The following is a 5,941-nucleotide window of genomic DNA, read 5'->3' on the forward strand; positions in this document are numbered from 1 at the left end:
CCCGCCGAGCGAAGAGGGGCCCGTCAACCCCGCAAGACAGCGGGGCCGCCCCCCCTCGCGGTGGGACGGCCCCGGTGGACGGCGGGCCCCGGGAGGGCCCTCCTGGGGTTCAGCTCAGGTGCCCAGGCGCGAGATGAGCAGCTTGCGCTGGAGGGTGAGCGCCTCGGGGGCCTTGAGGCCCAGGGACTCGAAGAAGGGCTCCTGGCTCTTGAGCTCGGCCTTCCACTCGTCCTCCTTGATGGAGGTGACCTCGGCGACGGCCTCGGGGGAGAGGTCCAGGCCCTGGAGGTTGAGGCCCTGATCCTGGCGGGGGACCCAGCCCAGCAGCGTCTCCTCGGTGGGCACGCGGCCGTGCACGCGGTTCACGATCCACTCGAGCACGCGCATGTTCTCGCCGAAGCCCGGCCAGATGAACTTGCCGTTCTTGTCCTGCCGGAACCAGTTGACCTGGAAGATCTTGGGCGGGTGGGTGATCTTCTTCTGCATGTCCAGCCAGTGCTGGAGGTAGTCCCCCATGTGGTAGCCGCAGAAGGGCAGCATGGCCATGGGGTCGCGGCGCACCACGCCCACCTTGCCGGTGGCGGCGGCGGTGGTCTCGCTGCCCATGGTGGCGCCCAGGAACACGCCGTGGGTCCAGTTGAAGGCCTGGATGACGAGCGGGACGGTGTTGGAGCGGCGGCCGCCGAAGATGAGGGCCGAGATGGGCACGCCCATCGGGTCATTGGCGCGCGGGCTGAGGACGGGGTTGTTGGAGGCGGGCGCGGTGAAGCGGCTGTTGGGGTGCGCGGCCTTCTCCGTGCTGCCCTTCTTCCAGGGGCGGCCCTGCCAGTCGGTGAGCTCCTCGGGGACCTCGCCGTCCATGCCCTCCCACCACACGTCGCCGTCCGGCGTCATGGCCACGTTGGTGAAGATGGTGTCCCGGGCCACGGAGGCCATGGCGTTGGGGTTGCTCTTGGAGTTGGTGCCGGGGGCCACGCCGAAGTAGCCGGCCTCGGGGTTGATGGCCCACAGGCGGCCGTCCTGACCCACGCGCATCCAGGCGATGTCGTCGCCCACGGTCTCGATCTTCCAGCCCGCGTACTCCTTGGGCGGGATCATCATCGCGAAGTTCGTCTTGCCGCACGCGGAGGGGAAGGCCGCCGCCACGTACGTCGTCTCCCCCTTGGGGCTGGTGACGCCGAGGATGAGCATGTGCTCGGCGAGCCACCCCTCGTGCTCGCCCAGGTAGCTGCCGATGCGCAGCGCCAGGCACTTCTTGCCCAGCAGCACGTTGCCGCCGTAGCCGCTGCCGATGCTCCAGATGGTGTTGTCCTGGGGGAAGTGGCAGATGAAGCGGCGGTCCGGGTTGAGATCGCCCGTGCTGTGCAGACCGCGGTTGAAGTCGTTGGAGTCGCCCAGCATGTCCAGGGCGGCCTTCCCCATGCGGGTCATGATCCGCATGTTGAGGGCGACGTAGACGCTGTCGGTCAGCTCCACGCCAATCTTGGCGAAGGGGCTGCCCAGCGGGCCCATGACGTAGGGCACCACGTACATGGTGCGGCCCTTCATGGCGCCGGTGAACAGGTGGGTCAGCTTGGTGTAGGCCGCCTCGGGCTCCATCCAGTTGTTGGTGGGGCCGGCGTCCTCCTTGTTCGTGGTGCAGATGAAGGTGAGGTGCTCCACGCGCGCCACGTCATTGGGGTTGGAGCGGTGCAGGTAGCACCCGGGGCGCTTCTGCTGGTTGAGGGGGATGAGGATGCCTTCCTTCACCGCGAGGTCGGTGAAGCGCTTCTTCTCCTCCTCCGAGCCATCACACCAGACGATGCTGTCCGGCTGGGTCATCTGCGCCATCTTCGACACCCAGGTCAGCAGCTCCGCGTTCTTCGTGGGAGCAGTGCCCTGGAGCGCTGCGGTTTGGGTCGAGGCCATTCGCGAGTCTCCTCCGAAATTGAGTGGGCGCAACCTTCCCTGGGAGGCCCCTTCAAAAGCAACAACGCGAGGGGTCGAACACTGTCCCGGGACTCCCACCACCCTTCATTTTCACTAATCGACCCCCCTTTATCCAGAAGGTGACTTCTGGTGGGACGGGGCCCTCACCTTCCAGCACCTGGGTCCACAGGTTGCGGCGCGGCGGCGTGGGAGGTCGGACGGGAGCCAATGACGATCACGATTGGAATCGTGCTGGCCATCGTGCTGGTGGCGCTGGTGCTGTTCTCCATCGATGTGATTCCCATCGAGGTGAGCTCTCTGGTGGTGGTGTGTCTGCTGGCGACCACCCGGGTGCTGACGCCCGAGCAGGCCTTCGAGGGCTTCAGTAACGACACGGTCATCTTCATCTTCACCCTGCTGGCGATGACGGAGGGCCTGGCCAGCACGGGCGTGGTGCAGCTGGTCGGGCAGCGGCTCGCCTTCTTCGCTCGCTTCGGCCACCAGACGTTCGTGCTGGCGATGATGGTGGTGGTGGCGACGTTCTCCTCCGTCGTCTCCAATACGGTGACGACGGCGGCCTTCCTCCCGGTGGCCATCGGCGCGGCGCACCGCGCCAAGGTGCCCAAGAGCAAGGTGCTGCTGCCGCTGGCGTATGCCTCGATGCTGGGCGGCATGGTGCTGCTGTATGGCACCTCCACCAACCTGGTGGCGTCCGCGGCCTTCTCGCGCTTCGGGCTGGCGCCCATCGGGGTGCTGGAGCTGGCGCCCGTGGGGCTGCCGGTGGCGGTGATGGGCATCCTCGTCGTGGTGCTCCTGGGACCGCTGCTGCTGCCGGCGCGTGTGGGCAAGGGGACGGTGGGCGACTGGGTCCTGCGCGACTACCTCACCGAGGCCGAGCTGCCGCCCGACTCGCGCTACGTGGGCAAGGATCTGGCGGAGATCACCGAGGGCCTGGGGCTGCGCGTCATCGGGCTCGTCCGCGACGGACAGTCCCAGCCGGCGGTGCCGACGTACCGGCTGGTGGGCAACGAGCGGCTCATCATCGAGGGCAACCGCGAGGACATCCTCCGGGTGAAGGACCTGCGGGGGATTGAGATCCGGCCGGACATGCGGCTGTCGGACACGGACCTGCGGCCCCAGGACACGCTGCTGGTGGAGGCGACGGTGCCAACGGGCAGCCCGCTCATCGGCCGCAGCCTGAAGGAGACGCTCTTCCTGGAGCGCTACGGCCTGGTGGCGCTGGCGCTGCACCGCAAGCCGGCCATCCAGCGGCTGACGAAGCTGCAGATGCTGGGGCGGCTCTTCGGTGGGCAGTCGCTGTCCACCCTGCCGCTGTCGGCCGGTGACGTGCTGCTGCTGCGCGGCCCCCGGGACAAGGTGCAGGAGCTGTCGGACGGCGTGAACCTGCTCATCCTCGGGGACGTGGAGTACCAGCCGCCGCGCTACACCAAGTCGCTGCTGGCGGTGGTGCTCTTCCTCGGGGCGCTCGCGCTGGGCACCTTCCAGGTGGTGCCGCTGTCGGTGGCGGGACTGGCGGGGATGCTGGCGATGATCGTCACCGGCTGCGTGGACGCGCGGCGGGCCTTCCGTGTGGACTGGCGCGTGGTGCTGCTCATCGGCTCCATGATGGCGCTCGGCGTGGCCATGGAGGTGAGCGGGACGGGCATGTTCCTGGGCAACTTCGCGGCGAAGGTCGGGAACTATGGGGGCCCGCGCACGGTGCTGCTCCTGATGATGGCGCTGACCATCGTGCTGTCGGCGCCCATGAGCAACCAGGCCGCGGCTCTGGTGGTGCTCCCGGTGTCCATCGCCGCCGCCGTGAAGCTGGGCGTGGACCCGCGGCCCTTCGCCATCGGCGTGACGCTGGCGGCGAGCTGCTCGTTCATCACGCCGCTCGAGCCGAGCTGCGTGCTGGTGTACGGCCCCGGCCACTACCGCTTCACCGACTTCTTCCGGTTGGGCACGCCCCTGACGGCCCTGCTGCTCGCCTTCCTCGTGGCCGTGGTGCCCGTGGTGTGGCCCTTCCACAAGGCCGGCGCCGAGCCGGCGCGTCCCCAGGAGCCCGTGAGCGAGCGCCTCGTCCCCCGGTGAGGGGGACTCAGTGGATGGCGGGGCGCAGGCCGACCTGCTTCAGCACCTCGGCCTCGTGGGTGAGGAGCGCGTCCAGCCGGGCCTGGACGGACGCCTCGTCCCCGCCCGTCGCGGTGACGGCCAGTCGGTAGAAGAGGGACTGGTGGCCATCCTCGGACTGCGCCAGCTCACCATAGAAGCGGCGCAGCATGGGGTCCTCCAGGCCCTCGGCCAGCAGGGAGAGCCGCTCGCAGGAGCGCGCCTCGATGACCGCGGCCACCAGCAGCCGGTCCACCTTGCGTCCCTCCTGGGAGGTGCGGATGACCTTCTGGAGGCCCTGCGCGTACGGGTCGCCCGCGTCGCGCCCCAGCGTCAGGCCCCGAGCCGCCATCAGGTCCAGCACCTTGGCCAGGTGGGCGCTCTCCTCGCGCGCCAGCCGCGCCATCTGCGCCGGCAGGCCGGGCAGCTCCGGGTAGGCCTGCATCATCGAGAGGGCATTGGCCGCCGCCTTCTTCTCGCAGTGGGCGTGGTCCACGAGCACCTCGTCGAAGCGCTCGAGCGCCAGGGGCAGCCAGCGCGGATCGCTGGGGACGCGGAGGATGACGGGGCCCTCTCCGGAGAGGGGACGGCGATCGGGGGTGGGACGGGACATGGCGCGCTCCGGGGGCGCGGAGTGTAACCGCCCCGCTCCCGGGCGCTACTCCACCAGCACCAGGCGCTGGGTGCGGCCGGCCAGGTAGCCCACCTTGCGAGCGATCCGGGCCATGGACTCGTCCTTCTCCTCTACCCGGAGGGTGAGCCGCGGCAGCGACGAGAGCAGGAAGCGCGAAATCTGTCCCAGGCACAGCGTGGCGTGGCCCCGCCCCCGCTGCGAGGGCACTGTGTAGAGGCCCTCCAGCTCGGCCCCGTATTGCGAGCGGCTGCCGATGTCCACCTTGAAGACCAGCTCGTCGTTCTCCTCCAGCACGTAGGTGCGCCTGGCCCGGATGCGCTGCGCCACCCGCGCCTCGAAGTAGGGATCCTCGGAGAGCGCGTCCCGCTCGTGGGTCTCCCGCACCGCGCCCATGGCCAGCGGCAGCACGCGCTGCAGTTCGTCCTCGCGCGCCAGCCGGAGCAGGGGATTGGTGAAGGGCCCCAGGTCATCGGCCGAGACACTGAAGAGGCGGTACGTCTTGGACAGCCGTGGCTTGCCCGAGCACAGGCTGCGCACCAGCGCGTCCACCGCCGGCTTCTCCCCGACGGCCGCCTTGAGCCTCACGCGCTCGGCCAGGGCATCCGCGATGACACTGGTGGCCGTGCCGTCGCTCGCCGAGGGCACCACCAGCCCGCCCGAGCCCCCCACGAAGAGGGCCGAAGTGAGCGCCGTTCCATCGAAGCGCCCCCAGAAGGAGTAGCTGCTGCGGCTCTCGGTCGGCGCGATGCCGAACTCCTCCAGCAACCCCAGCAGGTAGAGGTTGTGGGACGGATCCTTCCCGAGCAGCGCCTTCAGCGCATCGGTGTCCTTGGGGCCGAGCTGTTGGACCGTGACGGGCATGTTGTGCGCGGGCGGGAGTACACCATAGGCCCCGCCGGGGCTTTCAAGGGCCTCCGTCCTTTCGTGGTCGGAAGTGGAACGGATGGGTCAGGGTGAGCGGCGCTTTCCCAGGTGGGGCGGAAAATTGCGTGTCGGCGAAAGCATCGAGCAGACAGGCGAGCACGAAAGGGTCCTGGAGGGTGCTCTCTACCACCTCGGGGCGCTGGAAGCCGCCGCGCTCGCCCCTCGCCTCGAGGGTGAAACGCAGCCTCACTGTCTGTGCTCCCGGGTGGCGGAGCGCCGCGTCGACGAGGCACTCGCGCACCAAGGGCTGGACGGCGCGGAGGGCCACGCGGACCTCCTCCGGGTCCCAGGTACCCGGGGGCAGCTCGGGCATGGGCTCCTCCCCCTCCTCTATAGAGGAAGGAGGCTCGGCGGCGGGGGGCACGG

Annotated in this window: 5 protein-coding genes; 1 reads left to right on the forward strand and 4 read right to left on the reverse strand. The window is 69.5% G+C overall.

From position 1 onward, the window contains the following. Positions 1–114: 114 nt before the first annotated feature. On the reverse strand, positions 115–1,908 hold the full coding sequence (locus VF697_RS11695; RefSeq protein WP_331094293.1) for a phosphoenolpyruvate carboxykinase (GTP): 1,794 nt from the start codon (positions 1,906–1,908) through the stop codon (positions 115–117). A 234-nt stretch (positions 1,909–2,142) separates the two neighbouring features. On the opposite strand from VF697_RS11695, the gene VF697_RS11700 reads away from it, so the two are divergent. Further along, positions 2,143–3,999, forward strand: coding sequence for an SLC13 family permease (locus VF697_RS11700; protein ID WP_331094300.1), 1,857 nt, complete (start codon positions 2,143–2,145; stop codon positions 3,997–3,999). 7 nt (positions 4,000–4,006) lie between these two features. On the opposite strand, the gene VF697_RS11705 is transcribed toward VF697_RS11700, so the two are convergent. The 3 genes from VF697_RS11705 to VF697_RS11715 form a co-directional block, all read right to left on the reverse strand. Further along, complete coding sequence (locus VF697_RS11705) at positions 4,007–4,630, reverse strand: tRNA-(ms[2]io[6]A)-hydroxylase (protein ID WP_331094295.1); 624 nt, start codon at positions 4,628–4,630, stop codon at positions 4,007–4,009. Positions 4,631–4,675: 45 nt separating this feature from the next. After that, complete coding sequence (locus VF697_RS11710) at positions 4,676–5,512, reverse strand: DUF4081 domain-containing protein (RefSeq protein WP_331094296.1); 837 nt, start codon at positions 5,510–5,512, stop codon at positions 4,676–4,678. 43 nt (positions 5,513–5,555) lie between these two features. Continuing rightward, a partial coding sequence (locus VF697_RS11715) for an AgmX/PglI C-terminal domain-containing protein (protein ID WP_331094298.1) occupies positions 5,556–5,941 on the reverse strand: 386 nt, incomplete at its 5' end.

The organism is Archangium sp. (assembly GCF_036388035.1).
Taxonomy (GTDB): domain Bacteria; phylum Myxococcota; class Myxococcia; order Myxococcales; family Myxococcaceae; genus Archangium.